This is a genomic window from Aromatoleum toluclasticum ATCC 700605 (assembly GCF_000378245.1).
Lineage (GTDB): Bacteria > Pseudomonadota > Gammaproteobacteria > Burkholderiales > Rhodocyclaceae > Aromatoleum > Aromatoleum toluclasticum.
The window spans coordinates 414,033-438,771 of sequence record NZ_KB899491.1; the positions used below are offsets into that span (position 1 = coordinate 414,033).

21 protein-coding genes are annotated in these 24,739 nt (G+C 66.9%); 16 read left to right on the forward strand and 5 right to left on the reverse strand.

From position 1 onward, the window contains the following. The first annotated feature begins 39 nt into the window (after positions 1-39). Entirely contained in the window at positions 40-705 is a 666-nt protein-coding gene (locus F464_RS0101960; protein ID WP_018988089.1) for a Bax inhibitor-1/YccA family protein, read from the forward strand. A 100-nt stretch (positions 706-805) separates the two neighbouring features. On the opposite strand, the gene F464_RS0101965 is transcribed toward F464_RS0101960, so the two are convergent. Further along, entirely contained in the window at positions 806-3,493 is a 2,688-nt protein-coding gene (locus F464_RS0101965; protein ID WP_018988090.1) for a cation-translocating P-type ATPase, read from the reverse strand. A 48-nt stretch (positions 3,494-3,541) separates the two neighbouring features. Next, entirely contained in the window at positions 3,542-4,876 is a 1,335-nt protein-coding gene (locus F464_RS0101970; RefSeq protein ID WP_018988091.1) for a hemolysin family protein, read from the reverse strand. Positions 4,877-5,319: 443 nt separating this feature from the next. Here F464_RS0101970 and F464_RS0101975 point away from each other — a divergent pair, with 443 nt between their 5' ends. Further along, the gene (locus F464_RS0101975; protein WP_018988092.1) at positions 5,320-6,288 is read left to right on the forward strand and encodes an acetyl-CoA carboxylase carboxyltransferase subunit alpha; all 969 of its coding nucleotides are present in this window, start codon (positions 5,320-5,322) and stop codon (positions 6,286-6,288) included. Further along, complete coding sequence (gene tilS / locus F464_RS0101980; RefSeq protein ID WP_051092225.1) at positions 6,257-7,600, forward strand: tRNA lysidine(34) synthetase TilS; 1,344 nt, start codon at positions 6,257-6,259, stop codon at positions 7,598-7,600. Before F464_RS0101975 ends, tilS begins: the two co-directional genes overlap by 32 nt. 27 nt (positions 7,601-7,627) lie before the next feature. Here the strand turns inward: tilS and F464_RS0101985 are convergent, their stop codons facing one another. The 3 genes from F464_RS0101985 to F464_RS0101995 are packed head-to-tail and all read right to left on the reverse strand — an operon-like array spanning position 7,628 to position 10,654. Further along, the gene (locus tag F464_RS0101985; protein ID WP_018988094.1) at positions 7,628-8,047 is read right to left on the reverse strand and encodes an RNA-binding S4 domain-containing protein; all 420 of its coding nucleotides are present in this window, start codon (positions 8,045-8,047) and stop codon (positions 7,628-7,630) included. Positions 8,048-8,069: 22 nt separating this feature from the next. Further along, positions 8,070-8,687 (reverse strand): response regulator transcription factor, encoded by a 618-nt coding sequence (locus F464_RS0101990; protein WP_018988095.1) that lies wholly within the window; start codon positions 8,685-8,687, stop codon positions 8,070-8,072. Beyond that, positions 8,684-10,654 (reverse strand): two-component system sensor histidine kinase NtrB, encoded by a 1,971-nt coding sequence (locus F464_RS0101995; RefSeq protein ID WP_051092236.1) that lies wholly within the window; start codon positions 10,652-10,654, stop codon positions 8,684-8,686. The genes F464_RS0101990 and F464_RS0101995 overlap by 4 nt, the downstream gene beginning before the upstream one ends. A gap of 158 nt (positions 10,655-10,812) precedes the next feature. Between F464_RS0101995 and F464_RS0102000 the strand changes: the two genes are divergently transcribed. The 13 genes from F464_RS0102000 to trpD all read left to right on the forward strand — a co-directional run bounded on the left by F464_RS0102000 (position 10,813) and on the right by trpD (position 24,733). After that, positions 10,813-11,817, forward strand: a complete 1,005-nt coding sequence (locus F464_RS0102000) for a TRAP transporter substrate-binding protein (RefSeq protein WP_018988097.1) — start codon at positions 10,813-10,815, stop codon at positions 11,815-11,817. A 96-nt stretch (positions 11,818-11,913) separates the two neighbouring features. Beyond that, a complete protein-coding gene (locus F464_RS0102005) occupies positions 11,914-12,615 on the forward strand; it encodes a TRAP transporter small permease (protein ID WP_018988098.1) in 702 nt (233 codons plus the stop codon). Continuing rightward, positions 12,612-13,895 carry a TRAP transporter large permease gene (locus F464_RS0102010; protein WP_018988099.1) on the forward strand — a complete coding sequence of 428 codons (1,284 nt, stop codon included), beginning with the start codon at positions 12,612-12,614 and terminating at the stop codon, positions 13,893-13,895. The genes F464_RS0102005 and F464_RS0102010 overlap by 4 nt, the downstream gene beginning before the upstream one ends. A 123-nt stretch (positions 13,896-14,018) precedes the next feature. After that, positions 14,019-14,972, forward strand: coding sequence for an ornithine cyclodeaminase family protein (locus tag F464_RS0102015; protein ID WP_018988100.1), 954 nt, complete (start codon positions 14,019-14,021; stop codon positions 14,970-14,972). Positions 14,973-14,997: 25 nt separating this feature from the next. Continuing rightward, positions 14,998-15,768 (forward strand): PP2C family protein-serine/threonine phosphatase, encoded by a 771-nt coding sequence (locus tag F464_RS0102020; RefSeq protein WP_018988101.1) that lies wholly within the window; start codon positions 14,998-15,000, stop codon positions 15,766-15,768. A gap of 28 nt (positions 15,769-15,796) precedes the next feature. Further along, a complete protein-coding gene (locus F464_RS0102025; protein WP_018988102.1) occupies positions 15,797-16,501 on the forward strand; it encodes an FHA domain-containing protein in 705 nt (234 codons plus the stop codon). Positions 16,502-16,616: 115 nt separating this feature from the next. After that, complete coding sequence (locus F464_RS0102030; RefSeq protein WP_018988103.1) at positions 16,617-17,384, forward strand: 3',5'-cyclic-nucleotide phosphodiesterase; 768 nt, start codon at positions 16,617-16,619, stop codon at positions 17,382-17,384. Between the two features lie 80 nt (positions 17,385-17,464). Next, positions 17,465-19,825 carry a GspE/PulE family protein gene (locus F464_RS0102035; RefSeq protein WP_018988104.1) on the forward strand — a complete coding sequence of 787 codons (2,361 nt, stop codon included), beginning with the start codon at positions 17,465-17,467 and terminating at the stop codon, positions 19,823-19,825. A gap of 146 nt (positions 19,826-19,971) precedes the next feature. Further along, positions 19,972-20,667: a ribulose-phosphate 3-epimerase gene (gene rpe, locus F464_RS0102040; RefSeq protein WP_018988105.1), complete on the forward strand. Its 696-nt coding sequence runs from the start codon at positions 19,972-19,974 to the stop codon at positions 20,665-20,667. Further along, positions 20,664-21,341: a phosphoglycolate phosphatase gene (locus tag F464_RS0102045; RefSeq protein WP_018988106.1), complete on the forward strand. Its 678-nt coding sequence runs from the start codon at positions 20,664-20,666 to the stop codon at positions 21,339-21,341. The genes rpe and F464_RS0102045 overlap by 4 nt, the downstream gene beginning before the upstream one ends. Positions 21,342-21,570: 229 nt before the next feature. Further along, positions 21,571-23,058 (forward strand): anthranilate synthase component I, encoded by a 1,488-nt coding sequence (trpE, locus tag F464_RS0102050; RefSeq protein WP_018988107.1) that lies wholly within the window; start codon positions 21,571-21,573, stop codon positions 23,056-23,058. Between the two features lie 10 nt (positions 23,059-23,068). Beyond that, on the forward strand, positions 23,069-23,644 hold the full coding sequence (locus F464_RS0102055) for an aminodeoxychorismate/anthranilate synthase component II (protein WP_018988108.1): 576 nt from the start codon (positions 23,069-23,071) through the stop codon (positions 23,642-23,644). A gap of 57 nt (positions 23,645-23,701) precedes the next feature. Next, positions 23,702-24,733: an anthranilate phosphoribosyltransferase gene (gene trpD / locus F464_RS0102060; RefSeq protein WP_018988109.1), complete on the forward strand. Its 1,032-nt coding sequence runs from the start codon at positions 23,702-23,704 to the stop codon at positions 24,731-24,733. Positions 24,734-24,739 lie beyond the last annotated feature (6 nt).

The following is a 24,739-nucleotide window of genomic DNA, read 5'->3' on the forward strand; positions in this document are numbered from 1 at the left end:
GATTTCACCCAAAACTCGAACAACGGAGGTAATCACTCGATGGAAAACCGCATCGCAACAATGACCCGCCCGGAGGCCTCGGTCCTCTCGACCAACCGGGTCATCCGCAACACCTACATGCTCCTGTCGATGACGCTGGCGTTCTCGGCAGCAACCGCGGGGCTTTCGATGGCGCTCGGCCTGCCGCATCCGGGGTTGATCATCACGCTGGTGGGCTACTTCGGCCTGCTGTTCCTGACGACCAAGTTCCGCGACAGCGGCTTGGGCGTGCTGTTCGTGTTCGCGCTGACCGGCTTCATGGGCTTCACGCTGGGGCCGGTCGTGTCGAAGTACCTGGCGCTGCCCAACGGCCACCAGATCGTGATGCAGGCGATGGGCGGCACGGCGGCGATCTTCCTGGGTCTGTCGGCCTACGCGGTGACGACGCGCAAGGATTTCTCATTCATGGGCGGGTTCCTGACGGTCGGCATCCTCGTCGCCTTCCTCGCCGGCCTCGGCGCGGTGTTCTTCCAGATGCCGGGCCTGTCACTGGCGGTGTCGGCGATGTTCGTGCTGCTGATGTCGGGCCTGATCCTGTACGAGACCAGCAACATCATCCACGGCGGCGAGACGAACTACGTGATGGCGACCGTGACCTTGTACGTGTCGATCTACAACCTCTTCACCAGCCTGCTGCACCTGCTGGGGGTCATGAACGACGACTGATGTCGCTGCGCCCCTCGCGGGCGGGCGTGGGAGTGAAGGACGGGGCGCCCTGCGGGGCGCCCCGTTTGTTTTGTGCGTGGGGGGGCTTCCGCGGGGGCTCTTACGCCCGGCGCGTCTTTCCCATGATTCGCATCAGGAGCTTGCGCGCTTCGTCGAGCAGCAGGACGCTGGATGCGACCAGGGCGGAGCGCAGCCAGTCGTCGGTGGTGAGCGCGACGGTGCCGAAGATGGCCTGCGCCGGCGGCCAGTTGACGACGATGACCTGCAGCGCGAGGACGCCGCCGAGCGCGAGCCACAGCCGGCCGTTGCGCAGGAACTGGCGGTTGAAGGCGCTGCCGTGTTCGCGGCGGGCGTTGAACACGTTGAAGAACTGGAACAGCACGAAGGTCGTGAAGGCCAGTGTGAGCGCGTATTGTTCGCCGCGCGTGTCGAGCGCGCCGTGAAAGAGCCACAGGGTGCCGACCATCATCGTGGCGCCGTACAGGGCGAGGCGGCCGAGCCGGCGCAGGGTGAGGATGTGGGCGGCCTGCGGGCGCGGCGGGGCGCGCATGATGCCGGGGCGCGCGGGTTCGACGCCGAGCGTCATCGCTGGAGGCCCGTCCATGATGATGTTGATCCATAGCAGCTGGATCGCGGTGAAGGGCGAGGGCAGGCCGGCGAGCGTCGCCGCGAGCACGGTGAGGATGGCGCCGATGTTGGTCGACAGCTGGAAGCGCACGAACTTGACGATGTTGTCGAAGATCACGCGCCCTTCCTCGACGGCACGCACGATGGTCGTGAAGTTGTCGTCGGTGAGCACCATCGTCGCCGCTTCGCGCGTGACCGCGGTGCCGGTGATGCCCATCGCGATGCCGATGTCGGCGGCCTTGAGCGCGGGGGCGTCGTTCACGCCGTCGCCGGTCATCGCGACGACGTGCCCGTCCGCTTTCAACGCCTTCACGATGCGGACCTTGTGTGCCGGCGACACGCGGGCGAAGACCGCGATCGAATCGATGCGGCGGGCGAGCGTCGCATCGTCCATCGCGTCAAGTTCCGCGCCGCTCGTCACTTCACCCTTGAGGCCGAGTTCGCGCCCGATCGCGGCGGCGGTGGCCTTGTGGTCGCCGGTGATCATCTTGACGCGGATACCGGCCTGGCTGCAGCGCCGGATCGCGGCGGCGGCTTCGGCACGCGGCGGGTCCATGAGGCCGGCGATGCCGACGAAGGTCCAGTCGCGCGCCCATGCCCACAGGTCGCCGGTGGGGTCGAAGTCGCGCGCGGGGATCTGTCGCCGCGCGACTGCCAGGACGCGCAGGGCCTGTCCGGCGAGATGCTCGTTCTCGGCGGCGATCGTGGCGCGCACGTCGTCGTTGAGGCTGCTGCTGCTCGCACACTCGTCGCCGGAGTGCCACGTCGACGAGTGTGCGAGCAGCACGTCTGGAGCGCCCTTGATGAACATTTCCACGCAATCGCCGCGGTGGTGGAAGGTCGCCATGAACTTGTGTGCCGAATCGAAGGGGATTTCGGCGATGCGCGGAGTGTGTTCGCGCTCCGCGAGCGGATCTATGCCGCCTTTCTGCGCCAGAACCCACAGCGCGCCCTCGGTCGGGTCGCCCACCAGTGCGGCCTCGCGCACGCTGGAGTCGGAGCACAGGGCCATCGGCAGGAGCAGCGGACGCAGGTCCGTGAGCCCTTCGCCGCAGATGCAGCCGTTCGCCTGGTAGCCCTCGCCATCCACGGTGAAGCGGCGGCCCGCGACCCACCCGGCGCGGGCAGTCATCTGGTTGAGCGTGAGGGTGCCGGTCTTGTCCGAGCAGATGACCGTCGTCGAGCCGAGGGTCTCCACCGCGGCGAGCTTCTTCAGGATCGCGCCGTTCTGTGCCATGCGCCACATCCCGATGGCGAGGGTGACGGTGACGACCGCCGGCAGTCCTTCGGGAATCGCCGCGACGGCGAGGGCGATGGCGGTCATTGCTGCCTGGATCCAGGGCAGGCCGCGCGCGGCATCCAGCGCGAAGATCACCGCGACGACGATCCCCGCGGCCAGCGCGAGGCGCTTGCCGAGGATGTCGAGCTGGCGCTGCAAGGGGGTCTCGCTGTGCGCAGTGTCGGCGATCATGCCGGCGAGGCTGCCCATCTCGGTCGCCATGCCGGTCGTGACGACCAGCATCTCGGCGCGGCCGCGGGTGACCACGGTGTTCATGTAGAGCATGTTCACGCGGTCGCCGAGGGCGAGTTCGGGTGTATCCAGCGTGTCGGTGACCTTGCCGACAGCCTGGGACTCCCCGGTCAGTGCGGCTTCGTCGACCTCGAGGTTGTGCGCGACGAGCAGGCGCCCGTCGGCAGGCACGCGGTCGCCCGCTTCGAGCAGCACCAGGTCTCCGGGCACCAGGCTCGTCGCGTCGACTTCCATCTGATGGCGGTCGCGACGCACGCGGGCGTGTGCGGCAAGCATGTCCTTGAGCGCCGCGAGCGTGCGTTCGGCGCGGTGCTCCTGCCAGAAGCCGAGGCTCGCGTTCAGGAAAACGACGACCAGGATGACGAGCGCGTCCTTGAGCTCGCCGATGGCCCAGGCGAGCGCCGACGCGAAGATCAGCACGACGATGAGGAAGCTGCGGAACTGGTCGAGGAATTTGAGCCAGACGGGGCGAGGCGGCGCCTCGGCGAGGCGGTTTTCGCCGACGCGCGCCAGGCGCTCGGCGGCATCCGTGCTGGCGAGCCCGCGCTCAGGATCGACTTCGAGGGCGGCCGCCGTGGCCGCGCGGCCGAGGGTGTGCCATCGGGTGTGCCACAGCGTTTCGGAGTTCATCGCCGGACTGTCCTCGCGCAGGCGGCGCGGCGGCGGGCCGCGCCGGCGTCAATCGGCGGGCGGTGTGTCGGCCTGCGAGGGGGCTTCCTGTTCGGCCGAGATCTCGACCAGGCGCGTCGCAAGTACCTTGTCGATGCGCTTGCCGTCGAGGTCCACGACTTCGAGCCGCCAGTCTTCCCAGGTCGTAACGTCGCCGGTATGCGGGATGCGGCCGAGCAGCCACATGACCATGCCGCTCAGCGTGTGGTAGCGGCCCTTGTCTTCTTCGGGGACGGTCTTGATCTCCAGACGGTCCTTGAGTTCGGGGAGCGGGATCATGCCGTCGAGGAGCCAGGAACCGTCCTCGCGCTGCACCGCCCACGCCTCGTCCAGGCTGGACGGGCGGAATTCGCCGGTGACGGCTTCGAGCACGTCCTGCAGGGTGACCACGCCCTGGATCTCGCCGTACTCGTCGATCACGAACACCATGTGGGTGCTGGAGGCGCGGAACTGGTCGAGCAGTTCCATGCCGGTGAGCGATTCGGGGACGTAGATCGCGGGTTCGAGCTGTTTCGTAAGATCGGGCGCGCCGCCCTTGAGGGTCTGGTTGAAGAGTTGCTTCGACGAGATGATGCCGAGGATGTCGTCGAGGCCGCCGCGGCACACGGGGAAGCGTGAGTGCTCGGATTCGGCCATGCGCGCAAGGTTGTCGTCGAGCGGCAGGTTGATGTCCAGCCACACGACGTCGGAGCGCGGGACCATGAGCGAGGCGATCTGGCGTTCGTCGAGGCGGAACACGTTGCGCACCATCTCGTGCTCGTTCTTTTCGATGACGCCGGCTTCGGAGCCTTCCTCGAGCAGGGCGTGGATCTCTTCTTCCGTGACGCCGGGGGCAGCCTCGTCGCGTTTGCCCAGCAGGGTGAGCAGCAGCACCGTCGACCAGCTCAACAGGCGCACGAAGGGGCGCGAGGCGACGGAGAGCGCGTTCATCGGCCGGGCCACGAGGCGCGCGATGCCCTCGGGGTTGATCTGGCCGACACGCTTGGGCACCAGTTCGCCCACGACGATCGAGACGTAGGTGATGACGACGACGACCAGCACGGTGGCGCCGATTTCGCTGGGGTGCTGTGCGAGGCCGAGTTCCTGCAGCCAGCGGGCGAGCGGCGCGGCGAGCGCGGCTTCGCCGACGATGCCGTTGAGGATGCCGATCGAGGTGATGCCGATCTGGATCGTGGAGAGGAAACGCGTCGGCTCCTCTCCAAGCTTGATGGCGACCGCTGCCGCGGCGTCTCCGTCTTCGGCAAGCCGGGAGAGTCGTGCGCGACGTGCCGTGACGAGGGCGATCTCGGACATGGCGAAGACCCCGTTGAGCAGGATCAGGGCGACGAGAATGATGATTTCCATTTTTGCGGGCTATGCGGAACAGGGGCGCGCGTCGCGTGCCGGCACGCACGGCGGACGTGCGGGGAAAACCGCTTGGTGTGCTGCCGTTACGGCAGGGAGCAATCGGGCTGCCGTCGGGAAGGGATGCCTGCGCTGAGCAAGGCATGCGGGCAGTCCGTGTGCCCGGGCGAGCCGGGTGGCGGAGTGCGCCGGACAACATCGACCGGGCAAGGCGCTGGCGCCCGGAGGGCTCGCCAGGCGGGGCCTGCGGCGTGGATGAGGCGAAATTCGACTACCCATAGCGCGGGGTTCGTGCAGATCCCGCTACTCCTTCCTTGTGTGCTGAACGGCACCATGATGCATCAGTGGTGCAGTCGCTGTCACGCCCCCGGGTGAAGGCCGCAATGCGATGCCGGCGTACGAAGCGTTACAATGGCGCGTTTTGGTTACTTGGAACGGGTCGGATGAAGACCACCTTTCTGGATTTCGAACAGCCGATTGCCGATCTCGAAGAGAAGATCGAGAAGCTGCGATTCGTGCAGGACGACTCGGCGGTGGATATCTCCGAGGAAATTTCTCGCCTCGAAGCCAAGAGCGCGTCGCTGACGAAGGACCTGTACGCCAAGCTCACGCCCTGGCAGATCGCGCAGGTGGCGCGCCACCCGCAGCGTCCCTATACGCTGGACTACGCGCGCCATATCTTCACCGATTTCCAGGAGCTGCACGGTGACCGCTCGTTCGCCGACGACAAGGCGATTGTCGGCGGACTGGCGCGCTTCAACGGGCAGAGCTGCATCGTGATCGGCCACCAGAAAGGGCGCGACACGAAGGAAAAGATCCTGCGCAACTTCGGCATGCCTCGTCCCGAGGGCTACCGCAAGGCGCTGCGCCTGATGCGCATGGCTGAGAAGTTCGGGATGCCGGTGTTCACCTTCGTCGACACCCCGGGCGCGTATCCGGGTATCGGCGCTGAGGAGCGCGGCCAGTCGGAGGCGATCGGCCGCAACCTCTACGTGATGGCCGAGCTCAAGGTGCCGATCATCGCCACGGTGATCGGCGAGGGTGGTTCGGGCGGCGCGCTGGCGATCGCGGTCGGCGACCAGGTGATGATGCTGCAGTATTCGACCTACGCGGTGATTTCGCCCGAGGGGTGCGCGTCCATCCTGTGGAAGAGTGCCGAGCGGGCCTCCGAGGCGGCCGAGACGATGGGTATCACCGCCGCGCGCCTGAAGTCGCTCGGATTGATCGATCGCGTCATCAATGAGCCGCTGGGCGGTGCGCACCGTGATCATCGCGCGATGTCGCAGTCGCTGAAGCGGGCGTTGCAGGATGCGCTGCGCCAGGTCGCAGACCTGTCGCCGGCCGAACTCGTCGAGAAGCGTTTTGAGCGACTGATGAGTTATGGCCGCTACAAGGAACAGAACGCCGCCTGATCCGGCCGCGGAAGAGGCCGTCGCTGCGGTGCTGGCGACGGCCGGCGTCGCGCCGGGTGAGACCGTGTGCGTGGCGCTGAGCGGCGGGGTCGATTCGACCGTGCTGCTGCACATCCTGGTGCGCCTGCGCGAGCGCGGCGGCTTCACGCTCGCGGCTGCGCATGTCCACCATGGCCTGAGCCCCAACGCCGACGCGTGGCTGGAAGCCTGTCGCGCGTGCTGCGATGCCCTCGGCGTCGACTTCCACGCCTTTCGTGTGCATGTCCGGCGCGACGATCCGGCGGGGCCGGAGGCTGCAGCCCGCGCCGCGCGTCATGCCGCGCTTGCTGGTGTGCCGTGCGCCTGGCTGGCCTTCGGGCACCATCAGGACGATCAGGCCGAGACGCTGATGTTCCGCCTGCTGCGGGGAGCCGGGGTGCGCGGAGCGGGTGCGATGGCAGCGGTGGAGCCGGGAGCGCCGGGAGCGCCGGGGCGGTTGCGGCCGCTGCTGGGCCTGCGGCGTGCGCAGATCGTCGCCTGGGCGCGGGCGCACGGGCTGGCGTGGGTCGAGGACGAGAGCAACTCCGATCAGCGCTATACGCGCAACCTGCTGCGTCACCGCGTGATGCCCGTGCTGGAAGAGGCTTTCCCTGGCGCGGTGGCGGTGCTCGCGCGTGCGAGCGCGCAGTTTCGCGAGGCGGACGCCCTGCTCGGGGATCTGGCGCGGCTCGACGAGGCGGCCTGCGGCGACGCGACGCTGGAGCGCGCGAAACTGTTGCTGCTGTCCGACGAGCGTGTGCGCAACCTGCTGCGCTGGCGGATCCGCGCGATGGGACTGGAGGCTCCTGCACGGGCGCGGCTCGTCGAGGCGGTTCGGCAACTGCGGGAGGCGCCGGAGCAGGCCTTGCGCCTGCCGCTGGGGGCTGCCGTGTGTTGTGCCTATCGCGGCAGGCTGTGGCTGGAGCCGGAGGGGGCGGTGGCGGTTCCCGGGGCGACCGTCTGGCATGGCGAGGCGGAGTTGCCGTGGGGTGCCGGCACGGTGGTTCTTGCGACGGCGGTCGGTGCCGGGCTGAGCCGGGCGGCCCTGGAGCGTGCGCAGGAGGTGGTGCTGGGGCCGCGCTGGGCCGGGCTCGCGTTGCGCGAAGGCGTCGGCCGGCCGCGCCGCAGCTTCAAGAACCTGTGCCAGGAAGCCGGGATCCCGTCGTGGCTACGTGACGGCCTGCCGGTGCTGAAGGTGGACGGGGCGGCGGCGTGGATCGGGGAGGTCGGCGTCGCGGCGGAGTTTCGCTGTGCGCCCGGCGAGCCGGGTGTCGTGCCGGTGTGGCGGCGCTGAAGGCGGCCTGCGGACGGCGTCTCGCGTTCAGAAGCCTTCGTTGAAGCCGCGCATCTGGCGGCGAGCCTTCTTGGTCGGGCGGCCGTGCAGGTCGCTGCCGGGCACGGGGGCGAGGCGCCGCTCTTCCTTCTCCGCCGCGCGGCGCGTGCTGCTCTCGGGCGTTTCCTCGTATAGCTGCTGCGCCTCGACGGCGGGGCGGCGCTGTTCGTTGAGGCCGCGCACGATGACGGTCCACTGCGCGCCCCCGGCGACGATGTCGAGGCTGTCGCCGATGCGCAGTTCGCGTGCGGGCTTCACCGTCTGCCCGTTCAGCTTGACATGGCCGCCTTCGATGGCCTGGTTGGCGAGCGAGCGGGTCTTGAAGAAGCGCGCGGCCCACAGCCATTTGTCGATGCGCATGCGCTCGGCGGCCGAGTGGCGGTCGGAGGTGAGATCGGAGGGGGGCACGGTGGCGCGGGTTCCGTCGGGTTCAGTGGGTGCCGCGGCTGCGGACCAGATTGACGAGTTGCGCGAGTTCGACGGCGGAGCGCACTTCCATCTTCTCGAATATCTTGGAGCGGTGCGCTTCCACAGTGCGCATCGAGATGCACAGGTCGTCGGCGATGACCTTGTTGAATTTGCCCGCGAGAATCAGTTCCATGACCTCCTGCTCGCGCGCGGTGAGCAGGGCGAGGCGCGCTTCGACCGTCTCGCGCGTGGCCTCGGCGTGCTGGTTCTTTGCGTCGATTTCGAGCGCACGCATGACGATGTCTACGAGATCGCTGTCGTTGAAGGGCTTCTCGATGAAGTCGAACGCGCCTTTCTTCAGTGCGGCCACGGCCATCGGCACGTCGCCGTGGCCGGTGATGAAGATGACGGGCAGCTGGTTGCCGCGCTGGCGCAACACGTCGAAGCATTCCAGGCCGCTCATGCCTTCCATGCGGATGTCGAGCACGACGCAGCCGCGCCAGCCGGGCTGCAGCGCCGCGAGGAAGCTCTCGGCGCTCGGCCACGTGGCACACGCGACGTCGCGCGTCTTGAACAGCCACTGCAGGGCGTCGCGGATCGCTTCGTCGTCGTCGATGATGTGGGCGCAGGGCAGGGTCATGGAGTTTCCACGGGTAGCGACAGGGTGAAGATGGTACCGCCGTCGGGGTTGGTTTCGAAACCGAGCCGGCCGTGGTGCAGTTCGGCAATGGAGCGGCAGATGTTGAGGCCCATGCCCATGCCTTCGGCCTTGGTCGTGAAGAAGGGTTCGAACAGCCGGCGGCCGGTTTCGGCATCGATGCCGGTGCCGTTGTCCGCGACGCGCACGACGAGGGTGTCGCCCTCGCGCCGCGTGCTGACGCGCACGGTGCGCCGCGCGGGGGGATTGTCGCGCATCGCGTCCATGCCGTTGCGCACGAGATTCACGATGACCTGTTCGATCATGACGGGGTCGGCGGCGACGGCCGGCAGCGATTCCTCCAGCTCGGTCTCGATGCGCATGCCGCGTTTGGCGGAGTCGGCTTCTATGAGGCCGATCGCTTCGCGGATCATCAGGTTGATGTCGAGCGGCTCGCGCTTGGGCTCGGAGCGGCGCACGAAGTCGTGTACCCGGCGGATGATGTCGCCGGCGCGCCGTGCCTGCCGGCCGATGCGGTCGAAGATGTCCTTCAGCTCGCTGCGGTCGATTTCGGGCTGCTCGAGGCGGTTGACGCAGCCGGTGTTGTAGCTGGCGATCGCGGCGAGCGGCTGGTTGAGTTCGTGGGCCAGCGTCGAGGCCATCTCGCCCATCGTGATCAGGCGCGAGGTGGCCTGCAGGCGCTCTTCCTGCTGGCGCGCGAGTTCTTCGGCGCGCTTCTGCGCGGAGATGTCGAGCATGGAGCCCATCCAGCCGGTGTGGCGGCCGGCGGCGTCGATCAGGGGGGCCTCGAAGATCAGCGCGTCGAAACGCTCGCCGTCCTTGCGTCGCAGGCGCAGCTCGAAGCCTTCCGGCGGGGCGTCGCCGCCGAGGATGCGGTCGTGGATCTCCTGCGTCTGCTGCAGGAACTCGGGATCCCAGTACGGCATGGGCGGCGTGTGGCCGACGAGCTCCTCGGCGCTGTAGCCGACCATCCTGCAGAAGGCGGGGTTCACGTAGGTGATGCGTCCGTCGAGGTCGCGCGCGCGAAGGCCGGTGAGCATGGAATCTTCCATCGCCCGGCGGAACAGGGATTCGCTGCGCAGGGCCTGCTCGGCCCGGTGGCGGCGCTGCAGTTCGCGGCGCAGCTGCAGCACGCTCCAGATCAGGATGCCACCGAGCAGCAGGATGGAGCCGATGAGCAGCACCTGCACCCAGCGCGTCTCGCCCTGGTAGGCCGTGACCTGCAGCGTGAGGCCGCCGCCCGGGGGGTCGAAGGCCATCGAATAGCTCTGGCGGTCCGACAGCGGGGCGACCTTGGACTTCGCGACGAGCTCGCGTCCGTCGCTGTCGAGCACGCTCACGCGATAGCGCTCGGCGAACCACCACGGCAGTTCGTTGGTGACGAGGTCGTGCAGCGAGTACACGCCGATCATCGCGCCCGCGAAGCCGTCTTCGGCGTAAATCGGTACATGCACCTCGAACTGCTGGCGGTCGCCCGCGGCCGCATAGACCTGGCTGTAGACGCGCCGCTCCAGGGCCTGGGCGAGGCGGAGGGTGGAAACCGACTGTGCGCCCAGCGTCTCGCCGATCATCTCGCCGTCGCCGATCGGCGGCAGCGCCCCCTGCAGCCGCCCGGCGGCGTCGAGCCACATCACCCGCACGAGGCCGTTCTCTGCGCGCACGAGTTGGCGCAATGCGGCGACCGCCTGGGACGTGTGGCGGTCCGCGGCAAGGATTTCCTGCCCGATCTGGGCGAGCTGCGCGGCGTTGCGTTCGAGCTTGAACTGGAGGTTCTGCTCCATCCACAGCACGTCGCTGATGAGCGTGGCGCGCTGCTCCTCTTCGTCGTAGCTGCGCGTGAACCAGACCAGGGCGGCGATCACGCCGAGGAACAGCAGCACCGTCAGGTAGGGCACGGCGGTGAGCCAGCGCTGCCGGACGGAGAGGGCGGTCGTCTGCGGGGGACTCATGTGCGGGCGTCCGTGTCCGGTGTTGTGGATGTCCACAATGTAATAGAGGCGCGCGGCTTCATAAACTGTTGAAAGTGTCCGGCGCCTTTGGTCGCCGCACGGCACCCGCCCGGACATGGGTCAGGTAAATAACTATGCAATTTGGAGGAGATACGGGAATGAAATTCCGCGCCCTGTTCATCGGTCTTGTCGCCATGGGGCTGTCCGCCGCTGCGGTCGCCGCCGATCCCGTCGTAATCAAGTTCAGCCACGTCGTCGCCAACGATACGCCCAAGGGCAAGGCTGCAGACAAGTTCAAGGAACTTGCCGAGAAGTACACCAAGGGGGCCGTCAAGGTCGAAGTCTACCCGAACAGCACCCTGTACAAGGACAAGGAAGAGATGGAGGCGCTGCAGCTGGGCGCCGTGCAGATGCTCGCGCCCTCGCTGGCGAAGTTCGGGCCGTTGGGCGTCAAGGAATTCGAGGTCTTCGACCTGCCCTACATCTTCGACGGCTATGACGATCTGCACAAGGTCACCCAGGGCTCGGTCGGCAAGCAGCTCCTCGGCAAGCTCGAGGCGCGTGGCATCAAGGGGCTCGCGTTCTGGGACAACGGCTTCAAGTCGCTGTCGGCGAACACGCCGATCAAGGCGCCCGAGGACCTGAAGGGCAAGAAGCTGCGCGTGCAGTCGTCCAAGGTGCTCGAGGAGCAGATGCGTGCGCTCGGCGCGATCCCGCAGGTGATGGCCTTCTCCGAGGTTTACCAAGCGCTGCAGACGGGCGTTGTGGATGGCACGGAGAACCCGCATTCGAACCTCTACACCCAGAAAATGCATGAGGTGCAGAAACACATGACCCTGACCGACCACGGTTACCTGGGTTACGCGGTGATCACCAACAAGAAATTCTGGGACGGTCTTCCCGCCGAAGTGCGCGGCCAGCTCGAGCAGGCGATGAAGGAGTCCACCGAGTACGCGAACAAGATCGCCAAGGAAGAGAACGACAAGGCGCTCGAGGCAGTGCGCGCGTCCGGCAAGACCCAGATCTACAAGCCGACCGACGCCGAGAAGCTGGCGTTCAAGAAGGCGCTCGTGCCGGTGCACAAGAAGATGGAATCGCGCATCGGTGCCGAGACCATCCAGTCCATCTACAAAGACACCGGGTTCGATCCGTCCAGGCTGTAATCGCTCCGTCGTAACGTCACGACCCCCATTTGATCCCGCTTCGTCCCCGCCGCGTTCGCGCGCAGCGGGGACGTCGTCGCGCGACGGGAGAATCCCATGCTCAAAGTGCTCGATCACCTCGAGGAGTGGCTCATCACCTTCCTCATGGGTGCGGCCACGCTCATCATCTTCGTGTCCGTCCTCCACCGCTACGGTTCCGGCCTGTCCATTCCGGGCGTGCAGGACTGGCTGCTGTCGCTGAACCTGGGCTGGGCCCAGGAGCTCACCATCATCATGTTCGTGTGGATGGCGAAGTTCGGTGCGGCCTATGGCGTGCGCACCGGTATCCACGTCGGCGTCGATGTGCTGATCAACCGCCTGTCGGATGCAAACCGGGCCAAGTTCGTCGTCATCGGCCTCGGCGCCGGGGCGCTGTTCACCGGTATCGTCGGCACGCTCGGCCTGACTTTCGTGCTCGAGAACGGTGCGCATTACCAGTTCCTGACCTGGTTCGGCATGGACACCGGCGACCTCTACGAAGGTCCGACGACGCCCGACCTCGAATGGCCGACCTGGATCGTGTACTCCGCGATCCCCTGCGGCTCCTACCTGATGTGCTTCCGCTTCCTGCAGGTGATGGTGTCCTTCATCCGCACCGGCGAGCTGCCGCACCATGACCACGGTCACGTCGAGGGCATCGAGGAGGAGAACATCCCGCTCGACGCAAACTACCTCGACATGGGGGACAACCTGCATCCGCACGACCTGAAGCACGCACAGATCGGCGAAGGCCGCGACGTCAAGGGAGGCAAGCAATGAGCGCCGCAATCATCTTCGTGATCCTGCTGGTGCTGATGCTCACCGGCATGCCGATCTCGATCTCGCTGGGTCTGACGGTCCTGACCTTCCTGTTCACGATGACCCAGGTGCCGATCGAGTCGGTTGCGCTGAAGCTGTTCACGGGCATCGAGAAGTTCGAGATCATGGCGATCCCGTTTTTCATCCTCGCGGGCAACTTCCTCACCCACGGGGGCGTGGCGCGACGCATGATCAACTTCGCGACCGCGATGGTCGGCCACTGGTATGGCGGCCTGGGCCTGGGCGGCGTGATGGCATGCGCGCTGTTTGCGGCGGTTTCCGGTTCGAGCCCGGCGACGGTGGTCGCGATCGGCGCGATCCTGCTGCCGGCGATGGTGAAGCAGGGCTTCCCGCAGAAATTCGGCGCCGGCATCATCACGACCTCGGGCGCGCTGGGCATCCTGATCCCGCCGTCGATCGTGATGGTCATGTACTCGGTGTCGACCAACACCTCGGTCGGGGCGCTCTTCATGGCCGGCGTGATTCCGGGCCTGCTGCTCGCGCTTTTCCTCGGTTTCACGACTTGGTACCGCGCGCGCAAGTTCGACTATCCGCGCCAGCCCAAGGCGAGCTGGGCCGAGCGCCTGCGCGCGTTCAAGGAGTCGGCGTGGGGCCTGTTCCTGATCGTCGTGGTGATGGGCGGTATCTACACCGGCATCTTCACGCCGACCGAGGCCGCCGCGATGAGCGCGGTGTATGCGTTCTTCGTCGCGGTGTTCGTGTACAAGGACCTGCGCATGTCGGACGTGCCCAAGGTGCTGCTGAACTCCGCGAACATGAGCGCGATGCTGCTCTACATCATCACCAACGCGGTGCTGTTCTCCTTCCTGCTCACGCACGAGAACATCCCGCAGGCGATGGCGGACTTCATGATCGGCAGCGGCGTGGGTGTGATCGGTTTCCTGATCATGGCCAACATCCTGATGCTGATCGCCGGCAACTTCATGGAGCCCTCGTCGATCGTGCTGATCCTGGCGCCGATCCTGTTCCCGATCGCGATCAAGCTCGGCATCGATCCGGTGCACTTCGGCATCATCATGGTCGTGAACATGGAAGTCGGCATGTGCCACCCGCCGGTCGGCCTGAACCTCTATGTCGCCTCCGGCATCACCAAGATGGGGATCACCGAGCTGACGGTGGCGGTGTGGCCGTGGCTGATGTCGATGCTGGTGTTCCTCGTCCTCGTGACCTACGTGCCGGCTATCTCGCTGGCGCTGCCCAGGGCGCTCGGCATGATGTAGCGCCCCGGCGCTCCAGGAAAAGCCCGCCCCTTTCCGGCGGGCTTTTTTTCGCCTGCACCAGTCTGGAGTAGACTGACCCATCGGCCGTGCGCGGCCTCATCGTTAAAGGAAGACTTCGCGCAAATGACGATCTACCTGAAGGAAGAAGAGGTCGGCAGTCTGCTGGACATGCCGATGGTGCTGGATGCCGTGGAGCAGGTCATGGCCGCCCACGGGCGCGGCGAAACCGTTGATTATCCGCGCCAGCGCGTGCGTCTGCCGGCGTCGATGACGCATCTGCTGCAGGGCGGAGTGCCGGATCTGAACCTCTCCGGTCTCAAGGTCTACACCTCTGCGGGTGGGCGCAACCGCTTCTGGGTCCATTTGTTCGACGCGACCAGCGGCGACCCCGTCGCGGTGCTGGAGGCGGACCGCCTCGGCATGATGCGGACCGGCGCGGCCGGCGGGATTGCAGCGAAGTGGCTGGCGCGGGCCGATGCACGCGTCGCCGGCGTGTTCGGATCGGGCTGGCAGGCGCAGGGGCAGGTGCTCGCGCTGTGCGCGGTGCGGCCGATCGAGCGCGTCAAGGTATTCGCGCGCAACCCGGAGCGGCTGGCGGCTTTCTGCGCGCAGATGAGCCGCGCGACCGGGCGCGAGGTCGTGCCGGCGGCGAGTGCCGAGGAGACCGTGCGCGGGTCGGACGTGGTCGTGACGATCACGACATCGCCGAAGCCGCTGTTCGATGCGGACTGGCTCGAGGAGGGCACGCACATCACCGCTGCGGGCTCCAACAGCCTGGCCCGCCAGGAGCTGTCCGAGGCGGCGGTGCGGCGGGCCGGCGTGATCTGCGTCGATTCGCGCGAGATCGCAGTGCGCGAGGCGGGCGACCTGATGCCGCTGCTGGAGAAGGGACGCACCCAGCCGGGGCGCTGGGTGGAGCTGGGGGAAGTGATCGCAGGCGTGCGGCCGGGGCGTACCTCGCCTGCGCAGATCACGCTGTTCGAGTCGCAGGGCATGGCGATCCAGGACATTGCGGTCGCGGCCCGTGTCGTCGCGCTCGCGCGCGAGCGCGGCCTCGGTTGCGAGTTGCCCTACTGAGGGGCTGATCGGGGCACGCCAGATCATGTCCGCCGTTTCGCCGATCCGCATCGAGTTCTGCGCGCGCAGCGACGTAGGGCGGGTGCGCAAGCGCAACGAGGATTCGCTCGCGGCGGACGAGCGTCGCGGCTGGGCAGTGCTGGCGGACGGCATGGGAGGCTATCGCGGCGGCGACGTCGCGTCGCGGGTGGCCGTGGAGGTGAGCTTGCAGCGCCTGGCGCGCGAGCTTGTCGCCCCGGATGGCGGTGAGCCGGGGCGCGTCGCGGCGGTGCTCGAGGCCGCCGTGCACGATGCCAATGCCGAGATCCGGGCCGCGGCGGGGCGCGATCCCGATTTGTCAGGCATGGGTTCGACGCTGGTGGTTGCGGCGTTTCTCGCCGATTGCGTGGTGACCGCGCATGTCGGCGATTCGCGCATGTACCGGCTGCGTGGCGGCGTGCTGGAGCAACTGACGCGCGACCACACGATGCTGCAGGAACTGGTGGATGCGGGCATCCTCGCGCCGGAGGAAGCCGGGCATTCGAAATTTCGCGGCCTGCTGACCCGCGGCCTGGGCGTCCTGCCGCTGGTGCTGCCCGAGCCGGGAAGCCATTCCGCCCGGCCCGATGACGTCTTCCTGTTGTGTTCCGACGGGCTGACCGACATGCTCGACGACGATGCGATCGCTGCGGTGCTGCAGCCGGTCACGTCGCGGGAGGCTCGTCTCGAAGAGGCCGCCGACCGTCTGGTGGCGCTGGCAAACGCGCGGGGCGGGCGCGACAATATTTCGGTGATTCTGGCGCGCATGGTGACATGAGCGCCGCGTGGACGAAGGAAAGGTAACGATGCCGAAGCTCATCCTCAGCATGGACGGTCTGGTACTCAAGGAAATCGCGCTCGACAAGGAGAAAATTTCGATCGGGCGAAAGCCCAACAACGACATCCAGATCGACAATCTCGCGATCAGCGGCCAGCACGCGCTGATCACAACCATCCTCGATGACTCCTTCCTCGAGGACCAGAACAGTACGAACGGCAGCTACGTGAACGGTCAGCCGGTCAAGAAGTGCGTGCTGCGCAACAACGACGTGATCGAACTCGGCAAATATCGGCTCAAGTTCATCGCCGATGTGCAGCGCCGTTCGCGTGGGGATCGCGTTGAGCCGTCCGCTTCGCTGCGTTCGTCCGCGGTGGCCGCAGGCGCGGACCAGCGCGCTGACGCGACCCAGATGCTGCCGCCCGAAGTCCTCGCGGGCTTGACGGCGGATGCGGACGGGGAAAACTCCCGGCTCGGGATCGTGAAGGTCCTGACCGGCCCCACGGCCGGTCGCGAACTGCGGCTCGCGAAGGCGATGACCACGCTGGGAAAACCCGGCGTGCAGGTTGCCGTGATCACGCGGCGCGCCCAGGGGTATTTCATCGCCCCCGCCGAGGGCGAGAGTTTTCCTCAGGTGAACAACCGTCCGATCGAGGCGGGTGCGCATCCGCTGAACGACGGCGACATCCTCGAGATCGCCAGCGTGCGCATGGCGTTCTCGCTCGCAGACTGAGTCGGGCCATGTGCCTTACTGCACGACCTTTCCGCAGGGCTGGTGCTAGCGTATCGGAAACACAAAACGAGCCGCTGAGCCATCGGGTCGGGCGGCATTGCATCCGCGGGGAACGATGAAGCTGAAGGTGCTCGGCTGCAGCGGAGGCATTGGCGGACCCGAGGCCCGCACGACTGCCTTCCTCGCCGACGACGATATCCTGATCGACTGCGGCACCGGGGTTGGCGACCTGGCGCTGGACGCGCTCGCGGCCATCGACCACATCTTCGTCACGCACTCCCACATGGACCACATCGCGGCGATTCCGCTGATCGTCGATGCGGTCGGCGAGATGCGCGGCGTGCCGATTACCGTGTATGCCATCCCGGAAGTCCTGCGCATCCTGCGCGCCCACATCTTCAACTGGCTGGTGTGGCCCGATTTCACGGCCATCCCCGACCGCCGCCGGCCCTTCCTGCGCCTGCAGCCGATCAAGGTCGGCGAGGAAATCAAGTTGGGCAAGCGCACGATCACGCCGCTGCCGGCGCTGCACAGTGTGCCCGCCGTGGCCTATTGCCTCGACGCCGGGAACGGCCAGCTGGTGTATTCGGGAGACACCGCGTACTCACCGGAACTGATTGCGGCAATCAACGGTTGTCGCGACCTGCGCCATCTGATCATCGAGACGGCCTTTCCCGACGAGCAGCACGGCCTCGCACTGGCGGCACGTCACCTGAGTCCCGGCATGGTGGCGGCCTTCCTCAACGAAATCACGAGCGCCCCCGAAGTACATATCAGTCATATCAAGCCGGGGCAGGGCGAGCGCGTCATGGCGCAGATCGCGGCAGCGGGGGCGCGTCTGCACGCCTCCGCGTTGCGCCAGGGGCAGGTCATCGAGTTCTGATTCTCGCGCTGCCCGGGTACCGCTAGAATGGCCGGTTCAGAATGTTTGCCGTTCAACCGTCCCGCACAGCAGGTGCCCGCATGTCCATCAGCACGATGCAAGGAAAGCCCGGAGCCGGAGGAGAAGTCGCGACGCGGCTGGCCTTCTTCAAGGGCTTGCAGGCGATCACTGCACGTATCCACGCGAGCAAGGATATCGACGAGATCGTGTCCGAGCTGTCGCCCGAGCTGTGCTCGCTGTTTGCGGCCGAACGCTTGTCCTTCTTCGTCGTGAGCAAGTCGGGGACGTATCTCGAGGCGCGCGTGAAGACCGGTCACGGTGCAGTGCCGGGGGCACGTCTGGCCATCGACGGGAGCAGCATCGCGGGCTATGTCGCGCAGACGGGGGAGACGCTCAATCTGCACGACGTCTACGATGCCGCGGAGCTCGCCGCGATTTCGCCGACGCTGCGCTTCCGCACGATAAGCGACAACCTCGCCGGGGTGCGCACGCGGCAGATGCTGTGCGCGCCAATCATTGATCCGAACAGCGGCAAGCTGCACGGCGTCATCCAGGTGATGAACCCCGAAAGTGGGGCGGACTTCTCGCCCGTCGCGAAGGAAGGCCTGCTGGGGTTGGCGCAGACGCTGGGGGTGGCTTTCGCGCAGCGCAGCAACGCGCCGGCGGCACTGCGCTCGCGCTACGATGCGCTGATCGCCGACGGGCGTGTCGTCGTGGGCGAATTCGATGACGCGACGCGCATCTCGCGCGAGACCGGGGCCCACGTCGAGGACGTGCTGGTGGAAAAATACGGCCTCACGCTGCCGCAGATCGGCGATGCGGCGGCGCGTTTCTTCAACGTCGCGTACGAGCCGTTCCGCTCCGATCGCGTCAAGCAGCTGGACCTGCTGCGCAACATCAAGCGCGAATACGTGCAGCAGAACCGGTGGCTGCCGCTGGAGGAGACCAACGAGGGCGTCGTCCTGCTTACCTACGACCCCGAGCAGGTGCGCGTGTCGCGTGTCGCCGAGAACGTGTTCCCGCGGAAGAAGCTCGCCTACCGCGTCACGACGCAGTGCGAGTTCGAGCAGACCGTCGACCACTACTTCGAGCCGACGATGGAGAGCGGCTCGGTCGATGATCTGCTGCACGACCTCATGGACGACGAGCAGGAGGGCTCGGTCGCCGACGACGTCTCCGCGGCGGCCGACAACGAGCTCGTCAAGCTCGTGAACAAGATCATCATCGACGCCCACCGCCAGGGCGCCTCGGACATCCACATCGAGCCGCGTCCGGGCAAGGAAAAGACGCTGATCCGCTTCCGCAAGGACGGCACGCTCGTGCCCTACATCCAGATCCCCGCGAGCTACCGCAATCCGCTCGTGACGCGCATCAAGATCATGTGCGACCTCGACATCTCCGAGCGCCGCAGGCCGCAGGACGGCAAGATCAAGTTCCGCAAGTTCGCGCCGCTCGACATCGAGCTGCGCGTCGCGACGGTGCCGACCGCGGGCGGGATGGAAGACGTCGTGATGCGCGTGCTCGCCAACAGCGAGCCGCTGCCGCTCGACAAGCTGGGGCTCAGTCCGCACAACCTCGCGCGTCTGAAATCGGTGATCGTGAAGCCCTACGGTCTGTTTTTCGTGTGCGGCCCGACCGGATCAGGCAAGACGACCACGCTGCATTCCATCCTCGGCCACATCAACACGCCCGAGACGAAGATCTGGACCGCCGAGGACCCGGTCGAAATCACGCAGAAGGGTCTGCGCCAGGTGCAGGTGAACCGCAAGGCCGGTCTCGACTTTGCGACGATGATGCGCTCCTTCCTGCGTGCCGACCCGGACGTGATCATGGTGGGCGAAATGCGCGACAAGGAGACCGTTTCGGTCGGCATCGAAGCCTCGCTGACCGGCCACCTCGTTTTCTCGACGCTGCACACGAACAGCGCGCCGGAATCCATCGTGCGCCTGCTCGACATGGGCATGGACCCGTTCAACTTCGGCGACGCGCTGCTCGGCGTGCTGGCGCAACGGCTGACCAAGCGGCTGTGCAAGTGCAAGGAAGCCTATCGCCCGGAAGACGGCGAAGTGGAGCAGATCCTCGACGAGTACTGCGAGGACATGGCCGCGACGCCGGATTTCCGCGCTGATCCGGCGGCGGCGCGCGCGGCGGTGCTGGCCCGGCTGAAGGCCGAGCATGGCGGCGCGGACGGCCAATTCACGCTGTACCGCCCGGTGGGCTGCACGGAGTGCAACGGCGGCTATCGCGGGCGCGTCGGCCTGCACGAGCTGATGGTTGCCTCGAACGAGGTCAAGCGCCTGATCCAGGAGCGTGCGCGCGTCGCCCAGCTCCTCGCGCTGGCGTTGGCCGAAGGCTTGCGTACGCTGCGCCAGGATGGCATCGAGAAGGTTTTCGCGGGCGTCACCGATATGGAGCAGGTGCGGCGGGTGTGCGTGCGCTGACGTCCGGCGCGATTTTCCTGTGGGAGCGGCTTCAGCCGCGAATGGGCGCCGATTCGCGGCTGAAGCCGCTCCCACATAGCCCGCTCCCACAGGGTACAAGGTTCGCGCGCTAAAATGGCGTTCCGGCCCCCCTGGAGAACATAACAATGTACCGCATCGCCCCCAGCCTGCTTTCGGCCGACTTCGCCCGCCTTGGCGAGGAAGTGCGCAACGTCATCGCCGCCGGCGCGGACTGGATCCACTTCGACGTGATGGACAACCATTACGTGCCGAACCTCACGATCGGGCCGCTGGTGTGCGAGGCGATCCGCCCGCATACCGAGGCGCCGATCGACGTGCACCTGATGGTGAAGCCGGTCGATCGCCTCATTCCCGACTTCGCCAAGGCCGGTGCGAACGTGATCACCTTCCACCCGGAAGCGTCCGATCACATCCACCGCACGCTCGCGCTGATCCGCGACCACGGCTGCAAGGCCGGCCTGGTGTTCAACCCGGCCACCCCGTTGCACTACCTCGACCACGCGCTCGACGACATCGACATGGTGCTGCTGATGAGCGTGAACCCCGGCTTCGGCGGACAGAAGTTCATCCCCGGCACGCTGGCCAAGCTGCGCGCGGCACGCGAGCGGCTCGACACCTACGAGGCGGCGAGCGGGCGTCACATCCTGCTGCAGATCGACGGTGGCGTGAAGGTCGACAACATCGCCGAGATCGCCGCCGCGGGAGCCGACACCTTCGTCGCCGGCTCGGCAGTGTTCGGCGCCGGCCGTGATTCCGATCCCAACCGTTACGACAGCGTGATCGCCGCGCTGCGTGCCGAACTCGCCAAGGCACGGCCGTGAGCACCGCGCGCTTCCCGGTGCGGGCGGTGCTGTTCGACCTCGACGGCACGCTGCTCGACACCATTCACGACCTGGCCGACGCGGCCAACCTGATGCTCGGCGAAGTGGGTCGCCCGGCACGACCGCTGAAGCAGATCCACTCCTTCGTCGGCAAGGGCATCCCCAACCTCGTGCGCCGCTGCATGACCGAGGACGCCGAGGCCGGCGAGGACGAGATCGAGCAGGCGGTTGCGGTGTTCCGCCGCCACTATGCCGACGTCAACGGCCGCAGTACGCGCATCTATCCCGGCGTGATCGAGACGCTGGAGGCGATGCGCGGGATGGAGCTGCGGCTGGCCTGCGTCACGAACAAGGCCGAAGCCTTCACCCTGCCGCTGCTCGAGCGCATGGGGCTGACGTCGTACTTCGGCGCGGTCGTGAGCGGCGACACGCTGCCGGTGAAGAAGCCCGATCCGGCCGTGCTGCACCACGCCTGCGAGCTCTTGGGCGTGCCGTCGCCCCAGGCGCTGATGATCGGCGATTCGGCCAACGACGCGCTCGCCGCCCGCGGCGCGGGCATGCCGGTGCTGCTCGTGACCTATGGATATAGCGAAGGCATGGCGGTGGACACCATAGAATGCGATGGGCTACTATCGATCGCTACCGGGGCGCTCGACCGCATCGAGGCGGCGTGAAGTTCCGGCGCATCTCGGCAAGAAACGCCGCAAGACACCATCATCCGATTGAGACATCGTGACCTACAGGAACCGGGATTCGGTAAAGGAAAGCATCCAGTTTGTCGCCGCGCAGTTGCGCTGGCGCGGCTGGCGCTCGTGGCCTGCGGGCCACTAATACGCGACTGCTTCGCGGGCCACGACGCGCCCGCACCCCTTGCCGAATCGAACCGTTTTCTGTGGAGTCTCCATGCTTGAGCAGGAATTCAACGCGCTGGCCGCGCGGGGCTACAACCGCATCCCGGTCACGCTCGAAACCTTCGCCGACCTCGACACGCCGCTGTCGATCTACCTGAAGCTCGCCAACGAACCGTATTCCTACCTGCTCGAATCGGTGCAGGGCGGCGAGCGCTTCGGCCGCTATTCGATGATCGGGCTGGCGGCCTCGACGCGCATCGAGGTCTATGGCCGCTCCGCGCTGCTGCTGACCGGCAACCGCCTCGTCGAGCGGCGCGACTACGGCGATCCGCTCAACTATGTCGCCGAGTTCATGGAGCGCATCAAGGTGCCGCCGCGCGACGGCCTGCCGCGCTTCGCGGGCGGCCTGGTGGGCTGCTTCGGCTACGACACCGTGCGCTACATCGAGCCGCGCCTCGCCCAAGGCGAGAAGACCGACACGATAGGCACGCCGGACATTCTGCTGCTGCTGTCCGAGGAAATCGCGATCGTCGATAACCTCTCGGGCAAGCTCACGCTGGTCGTGTATGCCGAGCCCGAGGTGCCGGGCGCCTTCAAGCGTGCGAAGAAGCGCCTGCGCGAGCTGCTCGCGCGGCTGCGCGCGCCGGTCGAGATCCCGCAGGACGTGCGCGTCGAATCGCAGCCGGCGGTGTCGAGCTTCGGCGAGGAAGCCTTCAAGGCGGCGGTGAATCGCGCCAAGGAGTACATCATCGAAGGCGACATCATGCAGGTCGTGCTGTCGCAACGCATGAGCAAGCCCTATGCGGCCAGCCCGATGGCGCTGTATCGCGCGATCCGCTCGCTGAACCCCTCGCCCTACATGTTCTACTTCAACTTCGAGGACTTCCATGTCGTCGGCGCCTCTCCCGAGATCCTCGTGCGCCTCGACGAGGACGGGCAGGGCAAGCGCGTGACGGTGCGCCCGATCGCCGGCACCCGCCCGCGTGGTGCGACGCCGGCCGAGGACGAGGCGTTGGAAGCCGACCTGCTCGCCGACGAGAAGGAGCGCGCCGAGCACCTGCAGCTGCTGGACCTCGGGCGCAACGACGCGGGCCGCGTCGCCGAGACCGGCAGCGTCCGCGTGACAGACCAGTTCACGGTCGAGCGTTACTCGCACGTGATGCACATCGTGTCGAACGTCGAGGCGCGGCTGAAGGACGGCCTCAATGCGCTGGCGGTGCTGCGCGCGGCCTTCCCCGCGGGCACCGTGTCGGGGGCGCCGAAGCTGCGCGCGATGGAGATCATCGATGAGCTGGAGCCCGTGAAGCGCGGCATCTACGCCGGCGCGGCGGGCTACATCGGCTTCCACGGCGACATGGACCTCGCGATCGCGATCCGCACGGCGGTGATCAAGGACGGTCACATCCATGTGCAGGCCGGCGCGGGCATCGTCGCCGACTCGAATCCTGACTCCGAATGGACCGAGACGCAGAACAAGGCGCGCGCAATGCTGCGTGCCGCCGAGATGGCCGAGTCCGGCCTCGACACCCGGATCGACTGAGGAACGCCCCATGCTGCTGATGATCGACAACTACGACAGCTTCACCTACAACCTCGTGCAGTATTTCGGCGAACTGGGCGCGCAGGTGAAGGTGTACCGCAACGACGAAATCACCCTCGAACAGATCGCGCTGATGAAGCCCGAGCAGCTCGTGATCTCGCCGGGGCCCTGCACGCCGGCCGAGGCCGGCATCTCGGTGCCGGCGATCCGCGAGTTCGCGGGCAAGGTCCCCATCCTCGGCGTGTGCCTGGGCCACCAGAGTATCGGCGCGGCCTTCGGCGGCAGGATCGTGCATGCCAAGCGCCTGATGCACGGCAAGACCTCGCCGGTGCATCACGAAGACGTCGGCGTGTTCAGGGGGCTTCCGAATCCGGTTACCTGCACGCGCTACCATTCGCTGGCGATCGAACGCGAGAGCCTGCCCGACTGTCTGGAAGTGACGGCCTGGACCGAGGACGGCGAGATCATGGGCGTGCGTCACAAGACGCTCGCAGTCGAGGGCGTGCAGTTCCACCCCGAGTCCATCCTGACCGAACACGGTCACACGATGTTGCGCAATTTCCTCGACCAGAGCCGCGCGAACTGAAACCGGGGTGAAACCCGAGCGCAGGCCGATGGTCTGCGTGAACAGACAAGGATTGCCATGACGATTACTGCCCAGGACGCGTTGCAGCGCACGATCGACCACCGCGAGATTTTCTACGACGAGATGCTGTCGCTGATGCGCCAGATCATGGCCGGGGAGATCTCGCCGGTGATGACCGCCGCGATCCTCACCGGCCTGCGCGTGAAGAAGGAGACGATAGGCGAGATCACCGCCGCGGCGACCGTGATGCGCGAGCTGTCGACCAAGGTGCAGGTCGCGGGGCCGGACCAGAACTTCCTCGACATCGTCGGCACCGGCGGCGACGGCGCCAATACCTTCAACATCTCGACGACGACGATCTTCGTCGCCGCCGCGGCCGGCGCGCGCGTCGCCAAGCACGGCGGGCGCAGCGTGTCGTCGAAGAGCGGCGCGGCGGACGTGCTGGAGGCACTGGGCGTGAAGCTCGGCGCGACGCCCGAACAGGTCGCGGCCTCGATCGAGGCGACCGGCATCGGCTTCATGTTCGCGCCGGCCCACCACAGCGCGATGAAGAACGTCGCGCCGGTGCGCCGCGAGATGGGCGTGCGCACGATCTTCAACATCCTCGGTCCGCTGACGAACCCGGCCAGCGCGCCGAACACCCTGATGGGCGTGTTCCACCCCGACCTCGTCGGCATCCAGGCGCGCGTGATGCAGCGCCTCGGCGCGAAACACGTGCTGGCGGTGTATGGCCTGGACGGCATGGACGAGGTGAGCCTGGGCGCCGCGACGATGGTCGGCGAACTGAAGGACGGCGAGATCCGCGAGTACCAGATCCACCCCGAGGACTTCGGCATGGCGATGGCCGGCACGCGCAACCTGCAGGTGCAGAGCGCCGAGGAGTCGAAGTCCGTGCTGCTCGGCGTGCTCGACAACAAGCCGGGCCCGGCACGCGACATCGTGATCCTGAATGCGGGCGTGGCGCTGTACACGGCGAATCTGGTCGACTCGATCGCCGACGGCATCGTGCGTGCGCGCGAGATCATCGCGAGCGGCGCGGCGCGGGCGAAGCTCGAGGAGTTCCTCGCCTTCAACCGGCAATTCGCGTGAGGCAGA

Bases quoted from the DNA above. Each gene is read 5' to 3' on its own strand.
- trpE (WP_018988107.1), top strand. From the start codon at position 21,571: ATGCTTGAGCAGGAATTCAACGCGCTGGCCGCGCGGGGCTACAACCGC.
- F464_RS0102015 (WP_018988100.1), top strand. From the start codon at position 14,019: ATGACGATCTACCTGAAGGAAGAAGAGGTCGGCAGTCTGCTGGACATG.
- F464_RS0101965 (WP_018988090.1), bottom strand. From the start codon at position 3,493: ATGAACTCCGAAACGCTGTGGCACACCCGATGGCACACCCTCGGCCGC.
- F464_RS0101970 (WP_018988091.1), bottom strand. From the start codon at position 4,876: ATGGAAATCATCATTCTCGTCGCCCTGATCCTGCTCAACGGGGTCTTC.
- F464_RS0102005 (WP_018988098.1), top strand. From the start codon at position 11,914: ATGCTCAAAGTGCTCGATCACCTCGAGGAGTGGCTCATCACCTTCCTC.
- F464_RS0102055 (WP_018988108.1), top strand. From the start codon at position 23,069: ATGCTGCTGATGATCGACAACTACGACAGCTTCACCTACAACCTCGTG.
- tilS (WP_051092225.1), top strand. From the start codon at position 6,257: ATGGCCGCTACAAGGAACAGAACGCCGCCTGATCCGGCCGCGGAAGAG.
- F464_RS0102030 (WP_018988103.1), top strand. From the start codon at position 16,617: ATGAAGCTGAAGGTGCTCGGCTGCAGCGGAGGCATTGGCGGACCCGAG.
- rpe (WP_018988105.1), top strand. From the start codon at position 19,972: ATGTACCGCATCGCCCCCAGCCTGCTTTCGGCCGACTTCGCCCGCCTT.
- F464_RS0102010 (WP_018988099.1), top strand. From the start codon at position 12,612: ATGAGCGCCGCAATCATCTTCGTGATCCTGCTGGTGCTGATGCTCACC.
- F464_RS0101975 (WP_018988092.1), top strand. From the start codon at position 5,320: ATGAAGACCACCTTTCTGGATTTCGAACAGCCGATTGCCGATCTCGAA.
- F464_RS0101960 (WP_018988089.1), top strand. From the start codon at position 40: ATGGAAAACCGCATCGCAACAATGACCCGCCCGGAGGCCTCGGTCCTC.
- F464_RS0101990 (WP_018988095.1), bottom strand. From the start codon at position 8,687: ATGACCCTGCCCTGCGCCCACATCATCGACGACGACGAAGCGATCCGC.
- F464_RS0102025 (WP_018988102.1), top strand. From the start codon at position 15,797: ATGCCGAAGCTCATCCTCAGCATGGACGGTCTGGTACTCAAGGAAATC.
- trpD (WP_018988109.1), top strand. From the start codon at position 23,702: ATGACGATTACTGCCCAGGACGCGTTGCAGCGCACGATCGACCACCGC.
- F464_RS0102000 (WP_018988097.1), top strand. From the start codon at position 10,813: ATGAAATTCCGCGCCCTGTTCATCGGTCTTGTCGCCATGGGGCTGTCC.
- F464_RS0102020 (WP_018988101.1), top strand. From the start codon at position 14,998: ATGTCCGCCGTTTCGCCGATCCGCATCGAGTTCTGCGCGCGCAGCGAC.
- F464_RS0101995 (WP_051092236.1), bottom strand. From the start codon at position 10,654: ATGAGTCCCCCGCAGACGACCGCCCTCTCCGTCCGGCAGCGCTGGCTC.
- F464_RS0102035 (WP_018988104.1), top strand. From the start codon at position 17,465: ATGTCCATCAGCACGATGCAAGGAAAGCCCGGAGCCGGAGGAGAAGTC.